Source organism: Shigella sp. FC1967 (assembly GCF_001743005.1).
Lineage (GTDB): Bacteria > Pseudomonadota > Gammaproteobacteria > Enterobacterales > Enterobacteriaceae > Proteus.
In genome coordinates this window covers 1-1,923 of the sequence record NZ_MIIZ01000918.1, presented here as the reverse complement: position 1 = coordinate 1,923, position 1,923 = coordinate 1, and the positions used below count along the sequence as shown (strand labels likewise).

The following is a 1,923-nucleotide window of genomic DNA, read 5'->3' as shown; positions in this document are numbered from 1 at the left end:
TAGTGCTAAAATTTGTTTAACAGGTATTTGGGTTTCATTCCATTTGAACAGCAATGTTCCTCCAGGCCTAAGCACTCTAAATGCTTCACTAAACCCTTTTGATAAATCGTCTTTCCATGACTCTTTATTTAATCGCCCGTACTTTTTAAACATCCAACTATTTTTACCAACTCTAATTAAATGAGGTGGGTCAAATAGTACTTGATAAAAGGTATTATCTGGTAATGGCAGGTTTTTAAAATCAGAAATAATATCTGGTGTTATATTTAAAATTCTTCCATCACATAAAATATGTTCTTCAGCTCTAATATCATTAAATAAAACTCGGTCGTCTTGTTTATCAAAATAAAACATGCGAGAGCCACAACACATATCAAGTATTGGTTTCATTCTCTTCCTCTTTAATCATTACCAATAAACCATGACAGCCGTTGCTAAAAATGCACCTTTAATATCTTTGCTTGATTCATGGTAATACGCTGAATAACCAGGCTTGGGAACTGCTTTAAAATAACAAATATCTACCTTGTCGTATTTTTCCCAAAATTGGCGGTCACTCTCATCTATTTCCCCAGACTCAATGGCTGAATTAATCACCTCGCTGGCGGTATGCTCCCCTTTCATTAGTAGCGTTTGAATACTATCGTTGCTAATTTGTATAATTGATGGGTGTTTCATCGTCATTCCTCTTAATTGCATCCTTGCACTGAGTAAGTAGGTTAAACCACATTAATTAAATGGCGTGGATACATAAGCCCAATAGGTGCGAAGGGAATATCATCCTCAAAATCCATTGGTGGCTGACTACTCTGTGCTTGAGGTTGAGCCGGTGGCGGGTTTTGCTGTGCTGGTTGTGATCCTGCTGATTTACTAGCACCGCCTAACATCTGCAATGTGCCTCCAATCCTTACAACAACTTCTGTTGTGTAGCGTTTAACGCCGTTATCATCCCACTCGCGCGTTTGTAGTTGGCCCTCGATATAAACTTGCGAGCCTTTACACAAATAGCCACTGGCGATATCAGCGAGTTTTCCAAACAGAACGACACGATGCCATTCTGTTTTTTCGCGATTTTCACCCGTTTGTTTGTCACGCCATTTCTCTGATGTGGCCACAGCTAAATAAGCAATAGCACCACCAGAAGGCAGGTAGCGAATTTCAGGATCACGCCCTAAATTGCCGATAAGAATTACTTTGTTTACTGATCCGTTAGCCATTCTCAACCTCCTTATAAAGCTCATTAAAACGGCGTAAGAATAGGGATTTTGCTTGTCGAGGGGTTAGCGGGTTGACAGCAAAATCGCTAGCTGGAATACCTTCAAGCATTAACCAGTTACTATCTGCATCAATGTCTAAATCACGCTTTTCTGTGGCTAACATCATTAGATCTGCAAAATGGACTTCATCAGACATATTTTCAGGTAATCCAAACTTTTTGCGGATCATCTTTTCCACACGCAATTCAATTAATTTATATTCAGGCAATAACTTTTTAAGTGGTGACGGTAGGTCTTTGACATAAGCTTCACTGGCATCATGAAGTAAGGCCTCTAAAGCAAATTCAGGTGCAACTAAATAACTGGTATACACAGAATGCTGAGCAACAGAATAGAAATTATCAATTTGTCCATTAAAGCGACATTCATTAGCTAAACCCGTCGCAATATCTTGAATATCTATATCTTCGAACCGTACATCGAGATAATAGAAATGTTTATTTGTTGCTGTTGCAATATAAGACATTATTCTCTCCACACAATATTTAGGTAATAAAAATCCCTCTCGAATTAATCGAGATTAAAATTCCCTGATGCCTGACTGGTGATTTAGTATGTTTTTTTAAATAAATCTGATAAATTATTTAATTAGCTTAGATAGTTCTTCTGCTACTTAAATAGAATGTCACTTTGAAAATTCTACATG

At 37.6% G+C, this 1,923-nt stretch carries 4 protein-coding genes; all 4 read right to left on the bottom strand.

The window, feature by feature from the left end:
* Nucleotides 1–390: class I SAM-dependent methyltransferase (locus tag BHE89_RS15880; protein ID WP_141008313.1), on the bottom strand; the 390-nt coding region annotated here is incomplete at its 3' end.
* A gap of 18 nt (nucleotides 391–408) precedes the next feature.
* A complete protein-coding gene (locus tag BHE89_RS15875; RefSeq protein ID WP_017827303.1) occupies nucleotides 409–678 on the bottom strand; it encodes a hypothetical protein in 270 nt (89 codons plus the stop codon).
* A 41-nt stretch (nucleotides 679–719) separates the two neighbouring features.
* Nucleotides 720–1,217: a single-stranded DNA-binding protein gene (gene ssb, locus BHE89_RS15870; RefSeq protein WP_017827302.1), complete on the bottom strand. Its 498-nt coding sequence runs from the start codon at nucleotides 1,215–1,217 to the stop codon at nucleotides 720–722.
* The gene (locus BHE89_RS15865) at nucleotides 1,210–1,743 is read right to left on the bottom strand and encodes a hypothetical protein (RefSeq protein WP_069368144.1); all 534 of its coding nucleotides are present in this window, start codon (nucleotides 1,741–1,743) and stop codon (nucleotides 1,210–1,212) included. The genes ssb and BHE89_RS15865 overlap by 8 nt, the downstream gene beginning before the upstream one ends.
* Nucleotides 1,744–1,923 lie beyond the last annotated feature (180 nt).

Excerpts from the sequence above, each read along its gene's own strand:
- BHE89_RS15875 (WP_017827303.1), bottom strand. The coding sequence starts at position 678 with ATGAAACACCCATCAATTATACAAATTAGCAACGATAGTATTCAAACG.
- ssb (WP_017827302.1), bottom strand. The coding sequence starts at position 1,217 with ATGGCTAACGGATCAGTAAACAAAGTAATTCTTATCGGCAATTTAGGG.
- BHE89_RS15865 (WP_069368144.1), bottom strand. The coding sequence starts at position 1,743 with ATGTCTTATATTGCAACAGCAACAAATAAACATTTCTATTATCTCGAT.